This window comes from Variovorax sp. GW822-FHT04A09, assembly GCF_058801005.1.
In genome coordinates this window covers 76974-100561 of record NZ_JBXAMV010000004.1, presented here as the reverse complement: position 1 = coordinate 100561, position 23588 = coordinate 76974, and the positions used below count along the sequence as shown (strand labels likewise).

At 69.5% G+C, this 23588-nt stretch carries 22 protein-coding genes; 6 read left to right on the top strand and 16 right to left on the bottom strand.

Features of this window, described 5'->3' with window-relative positions:
• The first annotated feature begins 82 nt into the window (after window positions 1-82).
• Window positions 83-1471 (top strand): aminotransferase-like domain-containing protein, encoded by a 1389-nt coding sequence (locus tag AC1RLW_RS20550; RefSeq protein ID WP_062481803.1) that lies wholly within the window; start codon window positions 83-85, stop codon window positions 1469-1471.
• Between the two features lies 1 nt (window position 1472).
• Here AC1RLW_RS20550 and AC1RLW_RS20545 read toward each other — a convergent pair whose 3' ends face one another.
• The 5 genes from AC1RLW_RS20545 to AC1RLW_RS20525 all read right to left on the bottom strand — a co-directional run bounded on the left by AC1RLW_RS20545 (window position 1473) and on the right by AC1RLW_RS20525 (window position 7261).
• Window positions 1473-2258, bottom strand: coding sequence for a crotonase/enoyl-CoA hydratase family protein (locus AC1RLW_RS20545; protein ID WP_493194802.1), 786 nt, complete (start codon window positions 2256-2258; stop codon window positions 1473-1475).
• Window positions 2259-2340: 82 nt separating this feature from the next.
• Window positions 2341-4149, bottom strand: coding sequence for a feruloyl-CoA synthase (locus tag AC1RLW_RS20540; protein WP_493194800.1), 1809 nt, complete (start codon window positions 4147-4149; stop codon window positions 2341-2343).
• 1 nt (window position 4150) lies between these two features.
• Window positions 4151-5098: a 3-hydroxyacyl-CoA dehydrogenase NAD-binding domain-containing protein gene (locus tag AC1RLW_RS20535; RefSeq protein ID WP_493194798.1), complete on the bottom strand. Its 948-nt coding sequence runs from the start codon at window positions 5096-5098 to the stop codon at window positions 4151-4153.
• Window positions 5095-6303, bottom strand: a complete 1209-nt coding sequence (locus tag AC1RLW_RS20530; protein ID WP_493194796.1) for an ABC transporter substrate-binding protein — start codon at window positions 6301-6303, stop codon at window positions 5095-5097. The genes AC1RLW_RS20535 and AC1RLW_RS20530 overlap by 4 nt, the downstream gene beginning before the upstream one ends.
• A gap of 37 nt (window positions 6304-6340) precedes the next feature.
• Complete coding sequence (locus tag AC1RLW_RS20525; RefSeq protein ID WP_493194794.1) at window positions 6341-7261, bottom strand: beta-keto acid cleavage family enzyme; 921 nt, start codon at window positions 7259-7261, stop codon at window positions 6341-6343.
• 169 nt (window positions 7262-7430) lie between these two features.
• Between AC1RLW_RS20525 and AC1RLW_RS20520 the strand changes: the two genes are divergently transcribed.
• Both AC1RLW_RS20520 and AC1RLW_RS20515 read left to right on the top strand, forming a co-directional pair.
• Window positions 7431-7811: a DUF1090 domain-containing protein gene (locus AC1RLW_RS20520; protein ID WP_493194792.1), complete on the top strand. Its 381-nt coding sequence runs from the start codon at window positions 7431-7433 to the stop codon at window positions 7809-7811.
• Window positions 7812-7825: 14 nt separating this feature from the next.
• Window positions 7826-8536: a Crp/Fnr family transcriptional regulator gene (locus AC1RLW_RS20515; protein ID WP_070061409.1), complete on the top strand. Its 711-nt coding sequence runs from the start codon at window positions 7826-7828 to the stop codon at window positions 8534-8536.
• Window positions 8537-8579: 43 nt separating this feature from the next.
• On the opposite strand, the gene AC1RLW_RS20510 is transcribed toward AC1RLW_RS20515, so the two are convergent.
• On the bottom strand, window positions 8580-10382 hold the full coding sequence (locus AC1RLW_RS20510) for an NAD(P)-binding domain-containing protein (protein WP_493194791.1): 1803 nt from the start codon (window positions 10380-10382) through the stop codon (window positions 8580-8582).
• A gap of 231 nt (window positions 10383-10613) precedes the next feature.
• Here AC1RLW_RS20510 and AC1RLW_RS20505 point away from each other — a divergent pair, with 231 nt between their 5' ends.
• Window positions 10614-11258: a TetR/AcrR family transcriptional regulator gene (locus tag AC1RLW_RS20505; RefSeq protein WP_493194789.1), complete on the top strand. Its 645-nt coding sequence runs from the start codon at window positions 10614-10616 to the stop codon at window positions 11256-11258.
• Window positions 11255-12469 (top strand): glycosyltransferase, encoded by a 1215-nt coding sequence (locus tag AC1RLW_RS20500; RefSeq protein ID WP_493194787.1) that lies wholly within the window; start codon window positions 11255-11257, stop codon window positions 12467-12469. Before AC1RLW_RS20505 ends, AC1RLW_RS20500 begins: the two co-directional genes overlap by 4 nt.
• Here the strand turns inward: AC1RLW_RS20500 and AC1RLW_RS20495 are convergent.
• From AC1RLW_RS20495 to AC1RLW_RS20485, 3 genes are all read right to left on the bottom strand, one after another.
• Window positions 12466-14418: a sigma-54-dependent Fis family transcriptional regulator gene (locus AC1RLW_RS20495; RefSeq protein ID WP_493194786.1), complete on the bottom strand. Its 1953-nt coding sequence runs from the start codon at window positions 14416-14418 to the stop codon at window positions 12466-12468. The genes AC1RLW_RS20500 and AC1RLW_RS20495 overlap by 4 nt on opposite strands.
• Window positions 14419-14580: 162 nt before the next feature.
• Window positions 14581-14805, bottom strand: coding sequence for a tautomerase family protein (locus AC1RLW_RS20490; RefSeq protein WP_070061404.1), 225 nt, complete (start codon window positions 14803-14805; stop codon window positions 14581-14583).
• Window positions 14806-14836: 31 nt separating this feature from the next.
• Complete coding sequence (locus AC1RLW_RS20485; protein ID WP_493194785.1) at window positions 14837-15577, bottom strand: SDR family NAD(P)-dependent oxidoreductase; 741 nt, start codon at window positions 15575-15577, stop codon at window positions 14837-14839.
• 107 nt (window positions 15578-15684) lie between these two features.
• Here AC1RLW_RS20485 and AC1RLW_RS20480 point away from each other — a divergent pair, with 107 nt between their 5' ends.
• Window positions 15685-16596, top strand: coding sequence for a LysR family transcriptional regulator (locus tag AC1RLW_RS20480; protein ID WP_493194783.1), 912 nt, complete (start codon window positions 15685-15687; stop codon window positions 16594-16596).
• Window positions 16597-16612: 16 nt separating this feature from the next.
• Here AC1RLW_RS20480 and AC1RLW_RS20475 read toward each other — a convergent pair whose 3' ends face one another.
• From AC1RLW_RS20475 to AC1RLW_RS20445, 7 genes are all read right to left on the bottom strand, one after another.
• Entirely contained in the window at window positions 16613-17314 is a 702-nt protein-coding gene (locus tag AC1RLW_RS20475; RefSeq protein WP_493194782.1) for an ABC transporter ATP-binding protein, read from the bottom strand.
• Window positions 17314-18066 carry an ABC transporter ATP-binding protein gene (locus tag AC1RLW_RS20470; RefSeq protein WP_493194781.1) on the bottom strand — a complete coding sequence of 251 codons (753 nt, stop codon included), beginning with the start codon at window positions 18064-18066 and terminating at the stop codon, window positions 17314-17316. Before AC1RLW_RS20470 ends, AC1RLW_RS20475 begins: the two co-directional genes overlap by 1 nt.
• On the bottom strand, window positions 18063-19046 hold the full coding sequence (locus AC1RLW_RS20465) for a branched-chain amino acid ABC transporter permease (RefSeq protein WP_493194779.1): 984 nt from the start codon (window positions 19044-19046) through the stop codon (window positions 18063-18065). The genes AC1RLW_RS20470 and AC1RLW_RS20465 overlap by 4 nt, the downstream gene beginning before the upstream one ends.
• Window positions 19043-19915, bottom strand: coding sequence for a branched-chain amino acid ABC transporter permease (locus AC1RLW_RS20460; RefSeq protein WP_062470301.1), 873 nt, complete (start codon window positions 19913-19915; stop codon window positions 19043-19045). Before AC1RLW_RS20460 ends, AC1RLW_RS20465 begins: the two co-directional genes overlap by 4 nt.
• Before the next feature lie 105 nt (window positions 19916-20020).
• On the bottom strand, window positions 20021-21196 hold the full coding sequence (locus tag AC1RLW_RS20455) for an ABC transporter substrate-binding protein (RefSeq protein WP_493194777.1): 1176 nt from the start codon (window positions 21194-21196) through the stop codon (window positions 20021-20023).
• Window positions 21193-22017, bottom strand: coding sequence for an alpha/beta fold hydrolase (locus tag AC1RLW_RS20450; RefSeq protein WP_493194776.1), 825 nt, complete (start codon window positions 22015-22017; stop codon window positions 21193-21195). Before AC1RLW_RS20450 ends, AC1RLW_RS20455 begins: the two co-directional genes overlap by 4 nt.
• Window positions 22014-23567 (bottom strand): benzoate-CoA ligase family protein, encoded by a 1554-nt coding sequence (locus tag AC1RLW_RS20445; protein WP_493194774.1) that lies wholly within the window; start codon window positions 23565-23567, stop codon window positions 22014-22016. The genes AC1RLW_RS20450 and AC1RLW_RS20445 overlap by 4 nt, the downstream gene beginning before the upstream one ends.
• Window positions 23568-23588: the final 21 nt, after the last annotated feature.

The window sequence follows — 23588 nt, the reverse complement described above, 5'->3', positions numbered from 1 at the left end:
ACCGCCCGCGGAAGGCACAGTTTGGCGGGACAGTGCGGACAGTGGTGCGCCGCCACGCCTCGCTGTGTCACAGTCCAAACCCATGACCACGATCGCCGATTCGCTCGCCGACACCCTCGCGCGCCAGATCGCGAGCGGCGCCTACAAGGCCGGCGACAAGCTGCCCTCGCTGCGCGAACTCGCACAGCTGCATGGCTACGCCAAGAACACCGTGGTGGCCGCCTTCGAGCTGCTGGTGTCGCGCGGCCTCGTCGAGCCGCGGCGCGGTTCGGGCTACTACGTGCTGGCGCAGGCCACGGCCACGCCCAAGCCCGCCGAGGACGACGCGGGCAGCCTCGGCCGCGCGATGGACATCGTGTGGCTCATGCGCGAGCAGCTCAAGACGCAGCCCGATGCGGTGGCCGTGGGCGATGGCTTTCCGCCCGTCGAATGGCTGGCCGATGTGCGGCTGGACAAGTACCACCCGAAGGTCGTGCGCACGGGGCTCGGCGCGCTGTTCCGCTACGGCAGCCGCTTCGGCTATGCGCCGCTGCGCGACCACCTCGTGCGCAAGCTGGCGGACTTCGGCATCGGCGCCGAGCCGCGGCAGATCGTGCTCACGCACGGCGCCAACGAGGCGATGGACATCGTCATCCGCTACTTCGTGCCGCCCGGCGGCAAGGTGCTGGTCGACGACCCGGGCTACTACCCGCTGTTCGGCAAGCTCAAGCTCGCGGGCGCGCAGATGCTGGCGGTGCCGCGCCTGGCCGACGGGCCCGACCTCGAGGTGCTGGAGCAGCTGCTCATCGCCGAACGGCCGCGCCTGTTCTTCACGCAGTCGCTCGCGCACAACCCCACGGGCTCCGACATCTCGCCGGCCAAGGCGTTCCGCGTGCTGCAGCTGGCGCAGAAGTACGACCTGCTGATCGTGGAGAACGACCCGCTGGCCGACTTCAAGCCGACCGCGTTGCCGCGCCTCTCCGCGCTCGACCAGCTCGAACGCACCATCTACATCGGCAGCTTCTCGAAGTCGTTCTCGGCCGCGCTGCGCGTGGGCTTCATCGCCTGCGGGGCCGACCTGGCGAGCGACCTCGCCGACCTGAAGGCGCTGATCCACGTGAGCAGCTCGGAGTACAGCGAGCGCACGGTCGACGTCATCCTGAGCGAGGGCCACTACCAGCGGCACCTCAAGCGGCTGCAGCAGCGGCTGGGCGAGGCCACGCGCGACGCGCTGAAGCTGTTCGACGCCGTGGACGCCGAGGTCTTCGCGCGCAGCCCGCAGTCGCTCTACATCTGGGCTGCGCTGCCCGGCGTGGACGACTCGCTGGCCTTCGCGAAAGAGCTGCTGCCGCGCAAGATCGTGATGGCGCCGGGGCGCATCTTCAGCGTCGACTCGACGCAGGTCTCGCGCTGGTCGCGCTTCAATGTGGGCGCCATGGCCGACCCGCGCTTTGCGAAGGCGCTGCGCACCGCGTTGCGGCGGCGCGCTTGAATCAGCCGGTGAAGGTGCCGTGCCGGCCCGCACCGCCGGCAAAGCGCGCGGCGCCGGCTTCGCCTTCGGCCGCGACGATCGGCACGCCCTGCGCGCCTTCGCGGCGCAGCGCCTCGGCCAGCGGCAGGTCCCACTGTTCGAAAGCGGAGCGGCGGTCGGCCAGCATGCATTGCTGCGGGAAGGCGGCGATCTGCTGTGCCAGTTCCTGCGCGGCGGCGAGTGCGCCGCCCGGCGGCGTGGTGCGGTTCACCAGGCCCATCGCCAGCGCCTCGGCCGCCCCGACCGGCCGACCCGTGAGGATCAGGTCGAGCGCGCGCCCCATGCCCACGAGGCGCGGCAGCCGCACCGTGCCGCCGTCGATCAGCGGCACGCCCCAGCGGCGGCAGAACACGCCGAACACCGCGTCGTCGTCGGCCACGCGCAGGTCGGCCAGCAGCGCGAGCTCGAGCCCGCCCGCCACCGCGTAGCCGTTCACCGCCGCGATCAGCGGCTTGGACAGCGCCATGCGCGTCGGGCCCATCGGGCCGGCGCCGCCGCCGTCGGGGTCGAGCTCGTTGCGGCGCGCCGGGTCGCCGACCGCGCCCAGGTCGGCACCCGCGCAGAAATGGCCGCCCGCGCCCGTCAGCACGGCCACGCGCAGCGCGTCGTCGGCCTCGAAGTGTTCGAAGGCCGCGCGCAACGCGGCGGCCACCACGCCGTCCACGGCGTTGCGTTTGTCGGGACGGTTCAGCGTGAGCGTGCAGACGGGGCCGTCCGCTTCGAAGGTCACGCAGGGTGGGGTGGACATGGGCGGCGTCTCCGGGAAGTTGAAATGGCGGGTGGCCCGGCCATCGTAGAAAACATTCCCGGGTTCTCCAACCCCGCCGCGTTCAGGTGGCGCGGATCACGTCCGCATCGCCCGCCGCCGGCGCATGCAGTCGCGCCACCTCGGCCGCACGCCGCGTGAGCACCGCGCGCTGGTTGATGTAGCCCTTGTCGGTGATCTCGCCCGCATCGAGGCTGGGTGGTTCGGCCAGCACCAGCGCGCAGGCCGGGCACTGCGACGAGCCCGCGCCTTCGTCGCGCAGGGCGCGCAGCACTTCGGCGATGCGCGCGGCCAGCGCCTCGGGCGCGAGGGCGGCGCCTTGCGGGCTGGCGAACACCAGCATGCCGATCGCGTCGCGGTCGTGGCCCGTGAGCACGATGTCCTGCACATGCGGTGCCAGCAGCGACACCAGCTTCACGCGCAGCGTGCCCACCGACACCCAGGTGCCGGTCGAGAGCTTGAAGTCTTCCGCCACGCGGCCGTTGAAGATCACGCCCTGCGTCGGGTCGCCGGGGTTCGCGAGGTAGCCCGCGTCGCCGATGCGGTAGTAGCCCTCGGCGTCGAAGGCACTGGCGGTCTCGCGTGGCGCGTCGCGGTAGCCGGGGAACACCGAGACGCCCTTGACGCGCATCTCCAGCTTCTCGCCGTTGGGCACGAACTTCAGCTCCAGCCCCGGCAGTGGCGCGCCGATGCAGCCGGCGCCGTCGAGCTGCCAGTGCGCCGAGGTGATGGCGGGCGAGGTCTCGGTGGCGCCCCACGAGGTCGTGAGCCACAGCGGGCGCGCGGGCCGCACGCGCCGCGCCACGGCTTCGAGCCGCTGCCAGGTCGAAGGTGCGAGCGCCGCCGCCGCGTAGAAGGCCAGGCGCAGCCGCGAGAACACTTCGGCGGCGAGTGCGTCGTCGGCTTCGAGAAAAGGCAGCAGCATGTCGAAGCCGCGCGGCACGTTGAACAGCAGCGTGGGTTTCACCTCGCGCAGGTTGCGCACCGTCTTCTCGATCAGGCCCGGCGCGGGCCGACCCTCGTCGATGTAGAGCGCGCCGCCGTGGCACAGCACCATGTGCAGGTTGTGGTTCGCGCCGAAGGTGTGGCTCCATGGCAGCCAGTCGACGAGCACCGGCTTCTCCTGCGCGAGGAAGCGCCAGGTCTGCGCCATCATCTGCTGGTTGGCGCACAGCATGCGGTGCGTGTTGATCACCACCTTGGGCTGGCCGGTGGAGCCGGAGGTCAGCAGGTACTTGGCGTGCGTGTCGGGGCCCACGGCGGCGAAGGCCTGCATGACGGCGGGCGTTTCCTTCGTCGCGCGCAACCGGTCGAAGGCCATCGCGCCGGGATGCGCCTCGGCGTTGCGGCTGAACACCGTCACGGCCTCGACGCCGCAGCCGGTGAGCGATGCGCCATACACCTTCGCGTCGGAGGCGTAGATCAGCCCGGGCTGCAGCGCCTTCAACATGCTGTGCAGCCGTGACGGGTCTTTCGCCATGCGCGAGTAGGCGCTCGACAGCGAGCAGGCCGTGCGGCCGATGTGCATCGTCGCGAGCATCAGCACGGCGTGGTCGATGGCGTTGTCCGAGAGGATCACGACCGGGCGGCCGGCGGGCAGGTCCAGGTCGAGCAGGCCCTGCGCGACGGCACCGACGGCTGAGCGCAGCGCACGGTAGTCGAGCGTGCGCCAGCCTTCGCCGCTGTCATCGCGTTCGGCAAACGCCAGCGCATCGGGCGTCTCGCGCGCCCAGCGCTCGATCCATTCGCCGATGCAGCGCGCATACGGCTGCAACGCCGTCGGCGAGCGCAGCACGAACGAGCCGTCGTCGAAGTCGATGCGCACCGTGCGGGGCGGCGCGACCAGGATGTCGTCGAGAAGGAAGTCGGTCATGTCAATCCAGCGTACCCGTCTCGGCCTTGGCGCGAATCAGGTTCAACAGCAGGGTGTCGCGCGCGGCTTCGAGGTCGGCGGTGTGGCGCGTGCCCAGGGCCTCGTCCACGCCTTGCACCACCTGCTGCTTCAACGCGTCCGTCATCGACGGCGCGCCCAGGTCCTTCCACCAGTCTTCGATCGGCCCGCCCAGGTGCGCGAGCAAATGCTCGATGCCGCCCGCACCACCCGAGAGGTGCAGGTTCATGAACGGCCCCATCACGGCCCAGCGCAGGCCGGGGCCGTGCGCGATGGCGGTGTCGATGTCGGCCACGCTCGCCACGCCTTCGTTGACGAGGTGGAACGCTTCGCGCCACAGCGCGGCCTGCAGCCGGTTCGCGATGTGGCCCTTGACCTCGCGCTTCACGTGGATCGGCCGCTTGCCGATGGCGGCATAGAAGGCCATCGTGCGGGCGATGGTGTCGGCCGAAGTTTGTTCGCCGCCGATCACCTCGACCAGCGGAATCAGGTGCGGTGGGTTGAACGGATGCCCCAGCACCACGCGCTGCGGGTGCACGCAGCCCGACTGCACGCCGCTGATCGCCAGGCCCGACGAACTCGACGCAAGGATCGTTTCGGGCGGTGCCGCCGCGTCCATGCGGCGGAACAGATCGATCTTGAAATCCATGCGCTCGGGGCCGTTCTCCTGCACGAAGTCGGCCACGGCCACCGCGTCTTCCAGGCTGTCGTGAAAGCGCAGGCGGTCGACCGAGGCGCCCTCGGCCAGGCCGAAGCGTTCCAGCGTCGGCCAGTGCTGCGCCACGGCGGCGCGCAGCCGGTCTTCGGCGCCGGGCGAGGGGTCGGTCGCGTTCACGTCGAGCCCGTGCGCGAGGAAGTGCGCGGCCCAGCTCGCGCCGATCACGCCGGTGCCGACGACGGCGACGCGCTTCACGTCGGTGGTGAGGTTCATGCTGATTTCCACCGCGCGCAGCGGCTCTCCGTCTTGGTGGTCCACGCGGCTTCGCCGGGGATGTTCTCGATCACCTTGTAATAGTCCCACGGCTCCTTCGACTCGGCCGGCGCCTTCACCTGCATGAGGTGCATGTCGTGCACCATGAGGCCGTCGTCGCGCAGCCAGCCGCCCTTGACGAACATGTCGTTGAACTTCGTCTTGCGCAGCTGCGCCATCACCTTGTCGGCGTCGTCGCTGCCCGCGGCCTTCACGGCCTGCAGGTACTGCAGCGCGGCCGAGTAGTCGCCGGCATGAAAGGAGGAGGGCATGCGCTTGTGCTTGTCGAAGAAGCGCCGCGCCCAGGCGCGCGACTCGGGGCTCTGGTTCCAGTACCAGCTGTCGGTGAGGTACATGCCCTGCGAAGCCTTCAGGCCCAGCGCGTGCACGTCGTTGATGGTGATGATCATGCCGGCGAGTTTCATGTTATTGCTGATGCCGAACTCCGCCGCCGACTTGATGGCGTTCACCGTGTCGCCGCCCGCGTTGGCCAGGGCCAGCACCTGGGCCTTCGAGCTCTGCGCCTGCAGCATGAACGAGGAGAAGTCGCTCGCGCCCAGCGGGTGCTTGACCGAACCCGCCACCGTGCCGCCGCTGGCCTGCACGGTCTTGGTGGCGTCGCCTTGCAGCGCGGCGCCGAAGGCGTAGTCGGCCGCCACGAAGTACCAGCTCTTGCCGCCGGCCTTGACCACCGCGCTCGCGGTGCCGCGCGCCATGGCCACGGTGTCGTAGGCGTAGTGCACGGTGTAGGGCGAGCAGTACTCGTTGGTGAGGCTCGACGCGCCCGAGCCCACCACGAAGTACGGCTTCTTCTTGTCGGCCGCCACGCCGGCCATGGCAATGGCCGCGCCCGAGTTCACGCCGCCGATCAGCATGTCGACCTTGTTCACGTCGAACCACTCGCGTGCCTTGGCGGCGGCGATGTCGGGCTTGTTCTGGTGGTCGGCCGTGACCAGCTCGATCTTCTTGCCGTCGATGGCGCCTCCCATGTCGGCGATGGCCATGCGGATCGCCTCGGCGCCGGCCGGGCCGTCGTAGTCGCGGTACAGGCCCGACATGTCGCTGATGAAGCCGATGCGGATGGTGTCGTCGGACACCTGGGCCGATGCGCCCGATGCGAATGCGGCGGCGAGTGCGAGAGCCAGGGCGGTGCGGGGAATGTTCATGTGCGGTGTCTCCGTTCGTTGTCGTTGTTGTCTGTCTTCAACCGAGCGCGAACTCGGGCCGCGGGCCGCCCACGCGCGGCAGGCCCATGATCTGGCGCGCCTCGGACGGCGTCGCCACTTCCATGTCGAGCTCGCGGATCACGCGCACGATGCGCTCGGTGAGCTGCACGTTGGTGGCCAGCTCGCCGTGACGGAAGTAGAGGTTGTCTTCCAGGCCCACGCGCGCGTGGCCGCCCAGCAGCAGCGCCGCCACGTTGGCTTCGAGCTGCGACATGCCGATGCCGCTCACGCCGAAGATGGCGCCCTGGGGCAGCGTGTCGACCATCATCTGCAGGTTGCGCGGCGAGTACGGCATCGCGTTCTGGAAGTTGCGGTGCACGTTCATCACCAGGTTGACGAAGTAGGGCTCGTCGTCATGGCCTTCCTCGATCAGCGTGGTCGTGTCCTGCAGGATGTGCGTGGGGCTGAACACCTCCCACTCGGGCTTGATGCCGCGCGCCTTCATGCCGGCGGCGAGCTCGCGCCCGCGCGTGATCGGCGTGTCCATCAGGATCTGCTTGCCTTCGAAGCTCAGGTTGAGCGTGGTGGCGTCCAGCGTGCACATCTCGGCGCCGGCGTCCATGCCCTTGATGCGCTCTTCCCACGCGATCTCCCAGCGATCACCGGCCAGCGGCTTCACCATGTCGCCGTGCACGCCGCCGCCGGTGGAGTTGTTCAGCACGATGTCGCTGCCGAGCGCACGGATGCGGCTGTTGATGTCGCGGTACACCTCGGCGTTGCAGGTGGCGCCGTCGTCGGGGCGGCGCGCGTGGATGGCGACCACGCTGGCGCCGGCGTTCCAGCAGCGCAGCACATCGGCGGCGATCTCGGCGGGCTGGGTGGGGAGGTGGGGGTTCTGCGACTTGTGCGCCATGCCGCCGGTGGGGGCGATGGTCACGATCACTTTGCGCTTCGACATGCTCGGGGCTCCTGGGGTCGGTCGGTCAGTCAGTCAGTCAGGGGGGCGCGCCATTATTTTTTGTGATGCGTTCGTACTCAGTCATCGCGACGACATTCCGGGGCAGGGTTTACGCGGCGCCAGCCGCTAAAGTCGCCCCTGCGCCGTTGCGCACACAAGGAACCTCTCCATGAAATTTCTGCCCATCGTGCTGGCCGCCGCGGCCGCGTTCACCGCCCTCGGCGCCGCCGCGCAACCCGCCGGCCCCGCCACCTGCGACGCCAAGCGCGAGGCCATCGGCCGCGACATCGAGATGGCCAAGTCCAAGGGCCAGAAGCAGCGCGTGCGCGGGCTCGAGACGGCGCTGGCCGAAGTGAACCGCAATTGCACCGACGCCAAGCTGGCGGCCGAGCACCAGAAGCGCATCCGCGCCCAGGAGCGCAAGGTGGCCGAGCGCGAGCGCGACCTGCGCGCGGCGCAGGAGAAGGGCCGTGCCAGCAAGATCGCGGACCGCGAGAAGAAGCTGCACGAGGCGCAGGCCGAGCTGCAGCAGCTCAAGGGCGCGCAGTAAACAAAAAAGACGACATGCCCCCGACCAAGCCGGCGATCCCCGCGGCCTCCCTGACCATTCCCCAGCTGCTGCAGGGCTCGGCCTGGTTCCCGCTGCTCGACGTGGGCGCGGGCGAGCGCGTGCTTGACGAGATGCGCGAGGTCGAGGTGGCCGCCGGCGCCGCGCTGTGCCGGCGCGGCGACACGCCGCTGCACTGGTACGGCACGCTCGAAGGGCTGCTCAAGTGGTCGATCACCTCCAGCGACGGCCGCTCGGTCACGCTGGGCGGGCTGTCGGTGGGCAGCTGGTTCGGCGAGGGCACGTTGCTGCGCGCCGTGCCGCGCTCGGCCGACATCATCGCGCTGCGGCCCAGCCGCGTGGCGCAACTGCCGCTGGAGACCTTCGAGTGGTTGCACCGCACGCAGCGCGGCTTCGATCACTTCCTGCTGCAGCAGATCAACGAGCGGCTGCACTGGTTCATGGGCAGCTACGCCGCGCACCGGCTGCTCGACGCCGACAGCCAGGTGGCGCGCGCGCTGGCCGGCCTGTTCCACCCCTGGCTGCACCCGGGCAGCGAGCCGCACCTGCAGACCTCGCAGGAAGAGATCGCCAACCTGTCGGGCGTGTCGCGCCAGCGCTGCAACGCGGCGCTCAACCGGCTGAAGGAGGCCGGGTTCCTGCACATCGAGTACGGCGGCATCACCGTGACCGACCTCGAAGGCTTGCGCCGCTTCATCCAGGAATGAACGCGCCGTTTCCTCTCCCCGAGGGGAGAGGAAACCGGGCCGCTCAGCGCTTGTGGTGCGACGCCGCCAGCTCGTACACCGGCGTGTCGATTCCTTCCATGCGCGCCTTCAGCTGCAGCGCCAGGAACTGCGAGTAGTGGCGCGACTGGTGCAGGTTGCCGCCGTGGAACCACAGCTGGGGCACCTGCGTCGGCTTCCACATGTTGCGCAGCTCGCCCTCCCACGGACCCGGGTCCTTCGGCGTGTCGGAGCCCAGGCCCCAGCACTTGCCGACCTTGTCGGCGGTCTCGGGCGAGATCAGGTCGGCCAGCCAGCCGTTCATCGAGCCGTAGCCCGTGGCGTACACCAGCAGGTCGGCCGGCAGTTCGGTGCCGTCGGTGAGCGTGACCGAGCGTGCGTTCACGCGCTCGATGTTCACGCCGCTCTTGAGGTGGATGCTGCCGTTGGCCACCAGCTCCGAGGCGCCCACGTCGATGTAGTAGCCCGAGCCGCGCCGCAGGTACTTCATGAACAGGCCCGAGCCGTCCACGCCGAAGTCGAGCAGGAAGCCCGCCTTCTCCAGCCGCGCGTACAGGTCGGCGTCGCGCTTCTTCATCTCCTCGTACACCGGGATGTGGAAGGTGTGCATGATCTTGTAGGGCACCGAGGCGAAGATCAGGTCGCCCTTGTGGTGGTCGATGCCGCTCTTTACCGCCTGCTCGGAATACAGCCCGCCCAGCGCCAGCTCCATGAGCGACTGCGAGGGCGCGATGTGCGTGGACGAGCGCTGGACCATCGTCACGTCGGCGCCGTGCTCCCACAGCGCCGCGCAGATGTCGTGCGCCGAGTTGTTCGAGCCCAGCACCACGCACTTCTTGCCAGCATAGGCCTCGGGCCCCGGGTGCTGGCTGGAGTGGTGCTGGTCGCCCAGGAAGTTCTCGGCGCCCGCCACCTTCGGCACGTTCGGGTAGCCCGACACGCCGAGCGCGAACACCAGCTGCTTCGGGCGCAGCGTCACGGGCTTGCCTTCGCGCTCCACCTGCACCTCCCAGCGCTGCGTGGCCTCGTCGAAGCGCGCCTTGGTGGCGTTCGTGGAGCTCCAGTAGTTGAGCTCCATGATCTTGGTGTACATCTCGAGCCAGTCGCCGATCTTGTCCTTGGGCGCGAACACCGGCCAGTCGTCGGGGAAGGGCATGTAGGGCAGGTGGTCGTACCAGACCGGGTCGTGCAGGCACAGCGACTTGTAGCGCTTGCGCCAGGAGTCGCCGGCCTTGGCGTTGCGCTCCACGATGATCGTCGGCACGCCCAGCCGCCGCAGCCGCGCCCCCAGCGCGATGCCGCCCTGGCCGCCGCCGATGATCACCACCTCGGGCTGCTCGGTGTAGCCCAGCGCGGCCTCTTCGTCGCGGCGTTTCTCGAGCCAGTTCTTGCGGCCCTTGTGCACGCCGTGCTCCGCGCCCTTGATGCGGTTGTCGCCGGTCTTTTCCTCGAAGCCCTTCAGCTCGGTCATGGTGGTGAGCAGCGTCCAGGCCTTGCCATCGCGCAAGCGCAGGTGGCCGCGCCCGCGCGCCACGCGCGTCTCGAAGGTGAACCATGCATCGACCACTCCCTCGGCCTCGGTCGCTTCGCCTTCGAGCGCAAAGGCCGTGGGCTGCGTGTCGGCCAGGCGCGCCTGCAGCATCGCGCGGATGGCACCCGCGCCTTCCTGCGTGCGGATGTTCCAGGTGAAGGCGACGAGGTCGCGCCAGTAGCTGTCGGCCTCGAACAGCGAGACGGCCGCATCGGTGTCGCCGCGTGCGAGCGCGGCGGCGAAGTCGGCCAGCCATTGGGCGGCGGCCCGGGTGGGGCCGGTGGTCGGGTCTGTCATTGCATGTCTCCGTTGTGTCGTTGAACGAATCGAATCGAATCGCGGCGCGGCAAGGCGCACGCGGGGTTCGTGGCGCAGCTTTCGTGCCGTGCGGAGGGCGACGAAGAATCAAGGGGTTGGCGGTGGTTTTGTCGCAGGCGGCTGTGGCTGTCTCACCGAGACTGAGACGATGCGTGAGAATTTGAACGACGTATAAAATTGGACGACGTTCAAATTCAAGGGCCCAAAACCGTGACCGAACCAGAACCGCCAGGCCGCCGCGAGCGCCGCCGCACCCAGACGCTCGACCACGTCGCGTCCACTGCCATGCGCCTGTTCGAAGCCCAGGGCTACGACGCGACGACCATGGAGCAGATCGCGCAGCAGTCCGACGTGGCCAAGGGCACGCTCTACAACCACTTCCCGACCAAGGAAGCGATCCTGGCGCACTGGGTGCACCTCGAGCTCGTGGTCGATGCGCAGCGCCTGCACGAGGCCATCGACCCGAAGGCGGGCTTCACGGCGCAGCTCACCGGCCTGCTCGAGGCCTCGGCCGACTGGTCCGAGCGCTACCGGGCCTACCTGCTCGACTACTTCCGCTTTCGCTTCCTCAACATCGAGAGCGAACTCGGCGGCGGCGACCGCAGCACGCCGCGCGACCTCTCGGGGCTGTTCGAGGCGCTCATCGCCGCCGCCCAGCAGGCCGGCACGCTGCGCACCGACGTCTCGGCCGCGCACCTCGCGAGCCTGCTGCACCACCTGTACTTCGGCGCGCTGATGCGCTGGCTCACGCTGCCCGGCCTCGTGCTGCGCGACGAGTTCGCGGTGATCGTCGAGCTCTTCGTCGGCGGCGCGCGCGCGACCCCCAAACCCACTGCAAGGAGACGCGTCCCATGAAGATCGCCGTGCTCACCTACGGCACCGAGGGCGACGCGCGCCCGCTCGCCGCGCTGTGCCGCGCGCTGGACGACGGGGGCCATGCATCGGTGCTGCTGGCGGACGCGACCACGCTCGGCGCGGCCGAACGGCTCGGCGTGCGCTCGCAGGCGCTGGCCGGCGACATCCGGCAGGCGCTCGGCGGCGTCATCGCGCAGGGCGACAAGCCGGCAGCGGCCGCGAAGGCGCTCGCAGACATCGCCAATGCCAACGCCACGCCCTGGCTGCGCCAGACCGTCGAGACCGCGCAAGGCTGCGACGCCATCGTCTGCGCGGGGCTCGCGGCCTTCGTGGGCCTGTCGGCGGCCGAGGCGCTGGGCGTGCCCGCCATCGGCGCGGGCATGTTCCCGCTCACGCCGACGGCCGCGTTCGCCTCGCCCTTCCTGCCGCCCGCCCGCGTGCCGCGCTTCTTGAACCGCGCGAGCCACCACCTCGTCAATGGATTGCTCTGGCGCGCCTTCCGGCCGGCCGTGAATGCCGCGCGCGCCGAGGTCTGCGGCTTGCCGCCGCGCCGCCGCCTGTGGACCACGCACCCCGCGCTCTACGGCTACTCGCCGAGCCTGCTGCCGCGCCCCGCCGACTGGCCCGCCAATGCCGCCGTGTGCGGGCAGTGGCTCGCGCCCGCGCCCGACTGGCAGCCGCCGCCGGCGCTGCGCGACTTCCTCGCGGCCGGCGAGGCGCCCGTCTACATCGGCTTCGGCAGCATGACGGGCTTCGACAAGGCGCGGCTGCTCGCGGCCCTCGTCGATGGCATGGCCGGCCGGCGTGCGGTGCTGCACCCCGGATGGAGCGGCCTCGATGTGCAGCAGTTGCCGCCGAACTTCCACGTGATCGGCGACACGCCACACGACTGGCTGTTTCCGCGGATGGCGCTGGTGGTGCACCACGGCGGCTCGGGCACCAGCCACTCGGCCGCGCGCGCGGGCGTGCCCTCGGTGGTCGTGCCCTTCGCGGGCGACCAGGCGTTCTGGGCGCACCACCTCGCGCAGGCGGGCGTGGCACCGCCTGCGGTGGCGGGTGCCCGGTTCGGCGCCGACGACCTGGCGCGCGGCATCGCCTTCGCGCACGACCCGCAGGTGCGCGCGCGGGCCCGGGCGCTGGGCGAACGCATGCGCGCGGAAGACGGCCTGGGCACGGCCGTGCGCGCGATCGAGCGAATCCTGAGGCGTTAGCCGCGCTGCGGCGCCACGATGCCGAAGCGCTTCATGTGCCGGTACGCGGTGGCGCGGCTGATGCCGAGCGCTTGCGCGGCCCGCGCCACATGCCAGCGGTGGCGCTGCAGCGCGTCGAGCAGGCGCGTGGCGTCGGCGGCGCTGTCTTCAGCGTCGACTGTGGAAGGCATGGCGTCGCGGTGGTCGAGCGACGGACGATGCGGCGCCAGGCGCAGCTCCTCGGGCGTGATGCTGGCGCCCGTACACAGCGCCAGCGCCAGCCGCAGCACATTGCGCAACTCGCGCAGGTTGCCCGGCCAGTCGTGCGCCATCAACCGCAGCATCGCCGCCTCCGACAGCCGCGCCGTCGAGCCCATCGCCGCGGCCTCTTCATGGAACATCGCCTCGATCAGGTAGCGCCGGTCGCGCCGCGCGCGCAGCGGCGGCAGCTTCAGCACCGCGCCGCACAGGCGGTAGTACAGGTCCTCGCGAAAGCGCCCGGCCGCGACCAGCGCCGACAGGTCGCGGTGCGTGGCCGCCACCACCGCAAGGTCAACGCGCTGCGGCGACTCCGCGCCCAGCGGCAGCACCTCGCCTTCGGACAGCACGCGCAGCAGCCGTGTCTGCAGCGCCATCGGCATGTCGCCGATCTCGTCGAGAAACAGCGTGCCGCGGTCGGCCTGTGCGATCAGCCCCTTCATGCCCTTGGCGCGGCCGCCCGTGAAGCTGCCGGGCGTGTAGCCGAAGAGCTCGCTCTCGATCAGCGAATCGGGAATGGCCGCGCAGTTCACCGCCACGAAGGGCAGCGCCGCGCGCCGGCTCGCGCCGTGCAGCGCGCGCGCCAGCACCTCCTTGCCGCTGCCGGTCTCGCCCTCGACCAGCACATGGATGCCGCGGTCCACCAGGCGGCGCGCCTGCGCGATCAGCTGCTGCATCGCGGGGTCGTCGTCGCCCGCGATGCGCTCGAGCGGCGGCAGGCGGTCCGAAGGTTGGGGCGCAGGTGACGAGGGCGCGGTGACCGGCGAGCGCCGCAGGCGCGGTGCGATCAGCGAGGCGTGGTATTCGCCGCCGCCGGGTAGCAGCACCGTGTGGGCGAAGGGCAGGGCCGCCGCGCCGCCGTTGCCGAGGCGCCAGATCGCGTCCATCGGCAGGTGCAGAAGCTCCGACACCGCGCCGCCCAGCAGCGGTGGCTGGCGCCCCGAGAAGACCTCGCGCGCGCCCCCGTTGGCGCCCACCACCGTGCCGCCCTCGTCAAAGGCCAGCATGACTTCGCCCGCCACGTCGACCAGCCCGAAGGCGCTGCCCAGCCGCAGGATCCAGTGGCCGCGAAAGTGCCGCAGAAAGTCGGCGTCCTCGATCATCCGCGCGTAGATCGACACCAGGTGACGCACCAGGTGCTGGCTCTCGCGCGCCTCGGGCGAGCGCAGCGCCGACACGTCGAGGATCGCCGTGAGCTTGCCGCTGTGGTCGAACAGCGGCGCCGTCGTGCAGGTGAGGGCGATGTGCGTGGCGTCGAAGTGCTCGGTCTGGTGGCAGGTCATCGGCTGACGCTCGATGAGGCAGGTGCCCACGCCGCAGGTGCCGGCGTGCGCCTCGTTCCAGTCGGCGCCCAGGTACAGGCCGGCGCGGCGCAGCTGGTCGTCCCAGGCCGGGTTGCCGATGTAGTCGACCGTGATGCCCTCGGCGTCGGTCAGCAGCACCATGTAGCCCAGCTCGGCCACGCGGCGGTAGATGTCTTCCATGCCCGCACGCGCGGCGCGCAGGAAGTGCTCGAGCTGCTGCTGGTGCGCGCGCACCTCCTGCGCCGGCAGGATGCGCGCGGGTGTCGGCCGCGACGGATCGAGCCCGTGGTCGCGCACGCAGCGCGCCCACGACTTGTGCACCAGGCTCGCCGCCGGATCGGCCCGCAGCGCCGTGCCGGTGGCGATCGAATAGACGTTGTCGATGTGGCGCGATTGCAGGGACGTCATGCGCAGCCTCGTGCGTGGAGTGGGCGCGGCACGGGGAGGGGCTGCGCAGCCGGACATGATTCGGCTGTCGCGCTGTCGCAGGACAGAGGTGAAACCCGGTGGAACGGACGTGTTACTCCCCCTCACACCGAGGGCAATGCGGCCCGGTCCGGCGCCATTCCTTCACTGCGGCGGCTTCGCACGCTCGGCCAGCCGCTTGCGGTACTCGGTGGTCGTCAGGCCCGCGAAGCCCCAGTCGTCGGTGTCGATCTCCTCGATCACGATGTGCGTCCATTCCGGCGGCTTCTTCAGCACGCGTTCGAGCGTTTCCGTGAACTCGGCAATGACCTGGGTTTTCTGTTCGCGCGTGACGCCGTCACGGGTGATCTTCAGGTTGATGAACGGCATGGTGTGTTCCTTGGATGAATGAGTGAGGTGATTACCACTTGCCGGTGCTCATGCCGCCATCCACGGGCAGCACGACGCCGGTCGTGAAATCGGCGCTCGTGAGGTAGAGCACCGCATCGGCGATCTCCTGCACGGTCGCGATGCGGCCGGCGGGTGCCAGGCCGTTGAGGAAGCCGTGCTGCTCGGGCGTGTACAGCGGCGTGTCCACGATGCCGGGGGCCACCGCATTCACCTTGACGTTGTGCGGTGCGAGTTCGAGTGCCAGCGCGCGCGTCGCGGCATTGATGCCGCCCTTGATCAGCACCGGCAACACGGCCGGCACCTGCTGGTTCGGCTGCAGCGCGATGCTCGCCGTGATGTTGACGATGTGTCCCTGGCGGCGCGCGACCATGTGCTTTGCCGCGGCCTGCGAGGCGTAGACGAAGCCCTTGAGGTTGGTGGCCACCATGTGCTCGAGGTCGTCTTCGGTGTAGTCGACGAAAGGCTTCGCGTTGAAGATGCCCGCGTTGTTGACGAGCACGTCGACCTGGCCGAAGCGCGCCACGGCGCGGTCGACGAGCTGCTGCGCCGTGTCGCGGTGGCCGATGTCGCCCGCGACGCCGAGAAGGCGCGCCGGGTTGCCGAGCTGCTTCGCGGCGGCTGCGAGCCGCTCTTCGGTGCGCGCATTCGCGACCACGTTGAAGCCGCGCGCGAGGTACGCCTGCGCAAGGCCCAGGCCGATGCCGCTCGAGGCACCGGTGATGACCACGGTGAGGGAAGAGTTGTCCTGCATGTCGGTTCTCCAGGGAAGTTGATGACGTGGGGAGAACTGTATTGATGACAGCGAAACAGATAAATCACTAGACTCGCACTTCACTTGATACACAAAGTAATCAATCCATGCAGCGGCAGTTCGGCGACATCCTTCTGGGCAGCATCGAGTTGTTCTGCCTCGCGGCGGAGAGCGGCGGCTTCACCTCGGCGGCACTCGCTGCCGGTGTGACGCCGGCGGCCGTGAGCCGATCGATCTCCCGGCTCGAGAAGCGGCTGGGATTGCGGCTTTTCGTGCGCACCACGCGCAGCGTGCGGCTCACCGACGCGGGCCGTGTCTACTTTGCGCAGTGCCGACAGGCGCTGGCGCAGCTCGCCGAGGCCGAGCGCGAGGTGATGGGCCAGCAGGCGCTGCCTTCGGGCACGCTGCGCATCAGCGTGCCGACCACCTACGGCCACCACCGCATCCTGCCCTTGCTGCCGGCGTTTCGCGAACGCTTTCCCGACATCCGGCTGCACGTGCACCTGAGCAACCGCAACATCGATTTCGTGGAAGAGGGCTACGACATGGCTGTGCGCGTGCGGGCCCAGCCCGACTCCACGCTGATCGCGCGGCACCTCGAGGATGCGGACCTGGTCGTGGTCGCCACGCGCAAGTACCTGCGGAAGGCCGGCACGCCGCGCACGCTGGACGATCTCGCCGCGCACGAGTGCATCCAGTTCGAGCTGCCCAGCAGTGGCCGCCGCATTTCGTGGCTCTTCAAGGAGAACGGCAAGGACCGCGAAGTCTTCGCGGACAGCGCCTACAGCTGTTCCGACGACGTGCTTGGCGGCGTCACGCTCGCGAAAAGCGGCGCCGGGTTGTTCCAGACCTACCGCTTCGTCGTGGAGAAGGAATTGGCGGACGGCTCGCTCGTCGAGGTGCTGAAGCCCTTCGCGGGCCGTTCGCGGCCCTACACGCTGCTGTACCCCGACGGGCGCCATGTGCCGCTGCGCATGCGGGTGTTCATCGATTTCCTGATGGCGCAGCGGACCGGGTGATGCCCGCCACGCGTGCTCACACGCCCAGCAGTTCCTCCAGCACCTTTGGCTCTGCCAGCAGATCGGCCGACGCCCCATGCCGCACGATCTGCCCCTTCTCCATCACCACCGCCAGGTCGGTGTGCGCGAGCACCTTGCGGTAGTCGCGGTCGACGATCAGCGTGGCGATGCCCGTCGCGCGGATCTCGCTGATCACGCGCCAGATCTCGGCCACGATCAGCGGCGCAAGGCCTTCGGTCGCTTCGTCGAGGATCAAGAGGCGCGGGTTGGTCATGAGCGCGCGGCCGATGGAGAGCATCTGCTGCTCGCCGCCCGACAGCTGCTGGCCGCCGTGCGAGAGCCGTTCCGACAGGCGCGGGAAGGTGGCCATCACGCGGTCGAAGGTCCAGGCGCGCTGGCCGTCGATGCCGGCGCGTTCGCTCATCACGAGGTTCTCGCGCACCGACAGGTTCGGGAAGATGCTGCGCCCCTCGGGCACGTAGCCGATGCCCAGGCGCGCCATCTTCTCGGGCGGCAGGCCGGTGACGGTACGGCCGTCGACCTGCACTTCGCCGGAGGCCGGGCGCACGTAGCCCATGATGGTGCGGATCAGCGTGGTCTTGCCCATGCCGTTGCGCCCGAGCAGGCCGACGGAGGTCGCCGCGGGAATGCCGGCGTGCACGCCGCGCAGGATGTGGCTGTTGCCGTAGTAGGTGTTGAGGTCGCGAACGATCAGCATCAGTGTTGCTCCTCGCCGAGGTACGCCGTGCGCACTTCGGGGTTCTCGCGAATTTCCTGGGGGTTGCCGGTCGCGATGACGGTGCCGTTCACCATCACCGTGATGCGGTCGGCGATGCGGAACACGGCGTCCATGTCGTGCTCCACCAGCAGGATGGCGTGCGTGGCCTTCAGCCGCGCGAGCAGCGTGAGCATGCGGTCGGTTTCCTCGGCGCCCATGCCGGCGAGCGGTTCGTCGAGCAGCAGCACACGCGGGTGGGTGGCCAGGCACATGGCCACTTCGAGCTGGCGCTGCGCGCCGTGGCTCAGCGTGCCGGCGACGCGCCGGGCTTCGGCCGTGAGGCCCGCCGCTTCGAGCGCGGCGTCGGCCGACGCGTTGCTGGTGGTGCAGCGCTGCGACGACTGCCAGATCGCCCAGGGCTTCGCCGTGGCGGCCTGCGCGGCGAGGCGGCAGTTCTCGTGCACCGTGAACTCCGGGAAGATGGTGGTGCGCTGGTAGCTGCGGCCCACGCCGTCGCGGGCGCGGCGCGACTGGGCGCGCGCGGTGATGTCCACGCCGTCCAGGGCGATGCGGCCTTCGGAGGCCTCGATCTCGCCCGAGAGCATGTTGATGAGCGTCGACTTGCCGGCGCCGTTGGTGCCGATCACCGCATGCACCTCGCCGATGTGCAGGTCGAGCGTGACGGCGTTGACGGCCGTGAGGCCGCCGAAGCGGCGCGTGAGCTTGTCCACGGACAGCAGTGCGGTGGTCATGCGCCTCCCTTCGGCGACAGGCGCTGCACCAGGCCGATCAGGCCCTTGGGCAGCAGCGCCACGAACACGATGATGGCAATGCCCAGCGTGAGTTGCCAGTGGTCGGCCAGCGGGCCCATCACGGCGTGGGTGGAGAAGATTTCCTTCAGCAGCGTGAAGGCCACGGCGCCGATCACCGCGCCGCGCAGGTGACCGAGGCCGCCCAGGATCACCATCAGCAGCACCTCGCCCGAGTTGTGCCAGGCCATCAGCTCGGGGTTGACCACGCCGTCGCGCGAGGCCAGCAGGAAGCCCGCGAGCCCGGCCAGCGCGCCCGCGAGCACGAAGGCCGCGAGCTTGTAGCCGTACACCGCGAAGCCCGCCGCGCGCATGCGCTGCTCGTTCACGCGGATGCCCGCGAGCGCCGCGCCGAAGCGCGAGCGGCGGATGAGCGCCAGCAGGCCGTAGGTGAACACCAGCGCCGCCAGCACCACGTAGAACAGCACCGTGCGGTTCTCCATGTCGAGCGCGCCGAGGGCCGGGCGCACGTACAGGTAGATGCCGTCGCTGCCGCCGCCGACCTTGGTGTCGTGGAACACGAAGAACGCCATCTGCGCAAAGGCCAGCGTGACCATGATGAAGTACACGCCGCGCGTGCGCAGGCTCAGTGCGCCCACGAAGAGCGCATACAGCGCCGCCGCGCCCATCGACAGCACGAGCAGCACTGCGAAGTTGCCGCCCTCGTTGCCCGAGGCCAGCACGGTGACGTACGCGCCGATGCCGTAGAAGGCCGCGTGGCCCAGGCTCACGAGCCCGGTCATGCCCACCAGCAGCTCCAGGCTGAGCGCGAAGATCGACAGGATCATCACCTTGACGATGAAGTCCGACGCATAGTTGCCCAGCAGCGGGCCCGCCACGGCGAGCGCGATGGCGCACAGCACGGGCACGACGAAGGCGCCGCGACGCGGTGCGGCAGGAGCAGTTGCAACCACCGGGCTCATGGCCGCCTCCCCATCAAACCTTCAGGCTTCCAGATCAGCACGATGGCCATCAAGAGGTAGATGCCGATGCCCGCCAGGTCGGCGAAGAACACCTTGCCGAAGGTGTCGACGAAGCCCACCAGCAGCGAGGCCACGAGCGCCCCGGTGATCGAGCCGATGCCGCCGATCACCACCAGCACGAAGCAGATGATGAGCACGCTCGCGCCCATGTTGGGGTACACCGAGGACATCGGCGCGGCGATCATGCCGGCCAGCGCCGCCAGCGCCACGCCGGCCGCGAACACGATGCGGTACAGCCGCTTCACGTCGATGCCCAGGCCGCGCACCATGTCGCGGTTGCTGGCGCCGGCGCGGATCATCATGCCCAGGCGCGTGCGGTTCACCACGTAGTACAGGCCCACGGCCAGCACGATGCACGCGGCCGAGGCAAACAGGCGATACCACGGGTAGCTCATGACGTTGCCCAGCGCGAAGCTGCCGTCCAGCCACGCGGGCACCTTCACGCCGTGCACGTCGTTGCCCACGAAGATGGAGCGCAGTTCCTCGAACACCAGGATGAGTCCGTAGGTCATGAGCACCTGCTGCAGGTGGTCGCGCTGGTAGAGGTAGCTGAAGAAGGCCCACTCCAGCACGTAGCCGAAGATCGCGGCCAGCACCACGCCGGCCACCAGCATCAGCAAAAACTGGTCGCCGAACAGCGGCGCCAGCGAGAACGCCATGTAGGCGCCGATCATGTAGAAGCTCCCGTGGGCGAGGTTGATGACGCCCATGATCCCGAAGATCAGCGTCAGCCCCGAGGCCACGAGAAAGAGCAGCAGGCCGTACTGAACGGAGTTCAGGCACTGCACGAGAAAGGTTCCGAAATCCACCGTGAGATCCCAGTTGGTTGTGGTTGCCGCAAGGCGGCTCGCAGCCCCGTGAAATGGATCGGGGCCGCGAGGGAACGAGAGAGAACCGAAGGCCCGTGGCCTTGCTTACATCCGGCAGCCGCGTGCCGGATCGGACAGGCCCTTGATGGCCGTGCTGACCAGCTTGTTTTCCTTGCCTTCCACCTTGCGCAGGTAGATGTCCTGCACCGGGTTGTGCGACTTGCTCACCGTGAAGGTGCCGCGCGGGCTGTCGATCTTCGCCTTCTCGATCGCACCCGTGAACTCGGCCTTCTTCGAGATGTCGCCCTTGGTGGCGGCCAGGCCCACGCCCAGCATCTGCGCGGCGTCGTAGCCCTGCACCGCGTACACGTCGGGCTGCAGCTTGAACGACTTGGCGTACGCCACGCGGAAGGCGTTGTCGCGCGGGGTGTTCAGGCCGTCGGCGTAGTGCAGCGTGGTGAGCATGCCTTGCGCCGATTCGCCCTGCGCGTCGAGCGTGCCGTCGGTCAGGAAGCCGGGGCCGTACAGCGGGATGGTCTTGTTCAGGCCGGCGGCCTGGTAGTCCTTGACGAACTTCACCGCGCCGCCGCCCGCGAAGAAGGCGTACACCGCATCGGGCTTGGCCGCCGCGATCTCGGTCAGCAGGGCCTGGAACTCCACGTTGGGGAAGGGCAGCGTGAGCTGCTTGTCGACCTTGCCGCCATTCTTCTCGAAGCCTTCCTTGAAGCCGTTGACCGACTCTTCGCCGGCCGCGTACTTCCAGGTGATGGTCATGACCTTCTTCTTGCCCTGCTGCTTGGCCGCCACTTCGCCCATGGCGTAGGCCGGCTGCCAGTTGCTGAACGAGCTGCGGAAGATGTTGGGCGCGCACATGGGGCCCGTCACCGCGTCGGCGCCGGCGTTGGGCACGATGAGCACGGTGCCGCTTTCCTTGGCGGCCTTGGCCATGGCCATCGCCACGCCCGAGTGCACGGTGCCCACGATCACGTCGACGTTGTCGCGCTTGATGAGCTTGTTGACGTTGTCGGTGGCCTTGGCCGGGTCGGACTCGTCGTCGACCTTGAAGTATTCGATCTCGCGGCCGGCCAGCTTGCCGCCCTGCTGTTCCACGTAGAGCTTGAAGCCGTTTTCAATGGCCACGCCCAGGGCGGTGTAGGTACCGCTGTAGGGCAGCATGAGGCCGACCTTGAGCTTTGCCGTGCCCTGTGCGCCGGCCGCGGAGGCCAGGGCGGCGAAGGCGATGGCCGTGAGCGCCAGGCGCGCGGTGCGAAGGTTCGTCATGGTGTCTGTCTCCTGTTGTTGGTGATGAAAGAAGCGGTCGCGACGATGACACGATCCGGCTGATCGCGATGCGGGGAATGCCCGCATTCAGGGATTTCGAGCAGCTCGCAAACTCCACCGACACGCGGGGCGATGTCGCGGATCTGCGCGAGCGTGCCGTACGCGTCGTCGATGCCCTGCACCGCGAGCACGGGGCAGCGGATGGTGGCCAGCTCGGCCTCGATGTTCCAGTCGCGAAAGGGCGGGTGCAGCCAGATGCGGTTCCAGCCCCAGAAGGCCGAGTCGGCGCTGTCGTGGTAGCGGCCGAGCTTGCTGGGCAGGTCGCTCGTGCGGTAGGCGGTGCGCGCAATCTCGATGTTCGCGACGGTCTTGTCCTCCACGAAGATGTGCGGCGCGAGCACCACGAGGCCCGCGACCTTGTCGGAGAAGCGCGAGGCGTACAGCAGCGAGATCGAGCCGCCGTCGCTGTGGCCGAAGAGCCAGGGCTTCTCGTCGCCGAGCTTCAGCGCGGCGAACAGCGCGGGCAGCACCTCGTGCGCCTGGCGGTGCATGAAGTCGACGTCCCAGATCTCGTCCTCGGCGCGCGGCGTGGAGCGGCCGTAGCCGGGGCGCGAGAACACGAGTCCGCGCGCGCCGGCGGCTTCGCAGACCTGGGCGGGGAAGTCCTTCCACATCGCGACGGAGCCCAGGCCCTCGTGCAGGAACACGATGAGCGGGGTGTCGGCGCCGCGTTCGGGGGCGATCCACTGGCACTCGATGCGCACGGTGCGCCCGCGCCAGTCGATGGTGGCGAAGTCGGTGGCGACCGTCGGCGCGCTCATGCCTGCTTCTCGCGTTCGCGCAGCCGGAAGCGCTGGATCTTGCCGGTGGCCGTCTTCGGCAGCTCGCTCACGAACTCCAGGAAGCGCGGGTACTTGTAGGGCGCCAGGCGTTCCTTCACGAAGGCCTTGAGCTCGTCCTCGGTGGCGGCGGCGCCGTCTTTCAGCACCACGAAGGCCTTGGTCTTCGTGAGCCCGTCGGCGTCGTCCTTGCCGATGACGGCGGCCTCGAGCACGGCGGGGTGCTGCATCAGCGTGGCCTCGACCTCGAAGGGCGAGACGTAGATGCCGCTGACCTTGAGCATGTCGTCGCTGCGCCCGGCGTACGTGAAGTAGCCGTCGGCGTCGCGCGTGTACTTGTCGCCGCTCTTGGTCCAGCCGCCCTGGAAGGTGTCGCGCGACTTCTCGCGGTTGCACCAGTACATGAGCGCCGAGCTCGGGCCGCGGATGTACAGGTCGCCCACCTCGCCGTCGGGCACGGGGCGGCCGTCCTCGCCGCGCAGCTCGACCTCGTAGCCGTCCACCGGCTTGCCGGTGGTGCCGTAGCGCACGTCGCCGGGCCGGTTGGAGATGAAGATGTGCAGCATCTCGGTGGAGCCGATGCCGTCGATGATTTCGCAGCCGAAGTGCGCCTTGAAGCGCTGCGCGATCTCGCCAGGCAGCGCCTCGCCGGCCGACGAGCACATGCGCAGCGCCACGGCCTCGCGCGCAGGCAGCTTCGGCGACGCGAGCATGCCGGCGAAGCCGGTGGGCGCGCCGAAGAACACCGTCGGCTTGTGCTCCGTCCAGCGGCGGAAGGTGGCGTCGGGCGTGGGGCGCTCGGCCATCAGCACGACGGTGGCGCCCACCGACAACGGGAAGGTCAGCGCATTGCCCAGGCCGTACGCGAAGTACATCTTGGCGGCCGAGAAGCACACGTCGCCTTCGGTGAGGCCGAGCACGGGCTTGCCGTAGAGCTCGGCGGTCCACCACAGGTTGGCGTGCGTGTGCACCGTGCCCTTGGGCTTGCCGGTGGAGCCGGAGGAATAGAGCCAGAAGCCCGGGTCGTCCGACGCGGTGGGCGCGGGTGCGGCCAAGGGCTCGACGGCGGCGAGCGCGGCTTCGAATTCCTGCGCGCCCTCGGGCAATGTGCCCGTCGGTTGCGACACGAACAGCGTCTGCACTTCATGGCCGCCGCGCGCCATCGCATCTTGCAGGGTCGGCAGCAGCGCACCCGACACCAGCACCGCCTGCGCGCGGCTGTGGTCGAGCATGTAGGCGTAGTCGTCGGGCGTGAGCAGCGTGTTCACGGCCACCGGCACGATGCCCGCGTAGAGGCAGCCCAGGAAACTCACGGGCCAGTCGTTGCCGTCGAGCATGAGCAGCAGCACGCGCTCTTCGCGGCGGATGCCCGCGGCCTTCAGCGCGGCGGCCAGGCGGCGCGCGCGGTCTTCGAGCTGGCCGTAGCCCAGCGTGCCGCGGTCGTCGATGTAGGCGGTGCGTTCGGCGCGGCCGCGGTTGAGGGCGAACAGGTGTTCGGCAAAGTTGAATCGTGCGGGCAGGCTGCTGTTCATCGTGTGTCTCCTTGGGGCCTG